Source organism: Halorubrum sp. 48-1-W (genome assembly GCF_003287355.1).
In the GTDB taxonomy this organism is placed as follows: domain Archaea; phylum Halobacteriota; class Halobacteria; order Halobacteriales; family Haloferacaceae; genus Halorubrum.
This window is the reverse complement of record NZ_QMIM01000069.1, coordinates 1-1,113: the sequence shown is the minus strand read 5'-3', so window position 1 is coordinate 1,113 and position 1,113 is coordinate 1. Positions and strand designations below refer to the sequence as shown.

2 protein-coding genes are annotated in these 1,113 nt (G+C 51.3%); both read left to right on the top strand.

Annotation, left to right across the window (positions count from 1 at the left end; genetic code table 11):
- The first annotated feature begins 50 nt into the window (after positions 1-50).
- Complete coding sequence (locus DQW50_RS17535) at positions 51-815, top strand: IS630 family transposase (RefSeq protein WP_112080535.1); 765 nt, start codon at positions 51-53, stop codon at positions 813-815.
- Positions 772-1,104 carry a transposase gene (locus tag DQW50_RS18910; RefSeq protein ID WP_112080536.1) on the top strand — a complete coding sequence of 111 codons (333 nt, stop codon included), beginning with the start codon at positions 772-774 and terminating at the stop codon, positions 1,102-1,104. The genes DQW50_RS17535 and DQW50_RS18910 overlap by 44 nt, the downstream gene beginning before the upstream one ends.
- The last annotated feature ends 9 nt before the right edge of the window (positions 1,105-1,113 follow it).

Here is a 1,113-nt window from a genome sequence, read left to right as displayed (position 1 = left end):
CCGATAGTGATGGTCGAAAATTTTGTAATATTTGAGCAAGAGTATGAGGTATGCCTGGACCGTCGAAGGACCTCGTCAAACATCTCACCGAAGAGGAGATCGACGAGACGATTGATCAAGCCCAATCGGACGAAAAACCTCGTCTCGTCCGGCGGTTGTGCTTGATTAAAAACGTCTATCTCGGTGATACAGTCACCGAAGCGGCGACGCGTGTCGGCGTCTCGACGCCGACCGCGAGCCGCTGGATCGATCGCTGGAACGACGGCGCTGTCGACGGTCTTCGACCCGAGTTTAGTGATGGTCGTCCGCCGAAACTTGACGAGCACCAGCGCGAAAGACTTCGAGAGGTGCTCGAACGGCACCAACCGCTCACCACTCACGAAGTTCAGCGGCTTATCGAAGACGCATTTGACGTATCTTACTCACAACGACATTTTTCACGAGTTCTCAAAGATCTTGGACTTAAATACGCGATCCCTCGACCAGAATCTCCGGATCGTCCTGACAATGCTGAAGAGCAGTTCGAAGAACGTCTCGAGGCCGCTCTCGACGATCTTGACGACGACGCGGTAACTGACGGTGGTGTTGTCGTCGGGTTTCTTGACGAAGCGTGGCCTCGACCAACCGACAACAGCCGGCGGTTGTGGGCCTTCGAGAAGCCAACGATACACAAAGAGACGCCGACAGAGAATTTTGACGATGTCGTCTTCGGATTTTACGCGCTCAACGGAACGAGTGTCGTCGACTGCAAAGCGGATCTAAGCAAGGAATCTGTGGGCGATTTTTTCCCACAAGATCCGCGAGAAGAATCCTGAGCGACCGATTATCATCGTTTGCGACAACTTTTCGTCTCACTTTGCTGAGTATGTCGATAATATAGTAAAGCAGCTCGATCTGACGAGAGTAGCATTACCGCGGTATTCACCAGATCTCAATCCGATCGAGCAGATCTGGAAGAGTGTAAAACGAGATCTGTCGCCGCTTGATGCGCCCGATGTAGAAACGTACCGAACGCTAATCTGTGACATTTTCCGTAAATATGCTCATCGCCTTAGCTTTGCGAGAGCGTGGGTTGATCGCTTCTTATCTTTTCAAAAATTATGACTACCACTA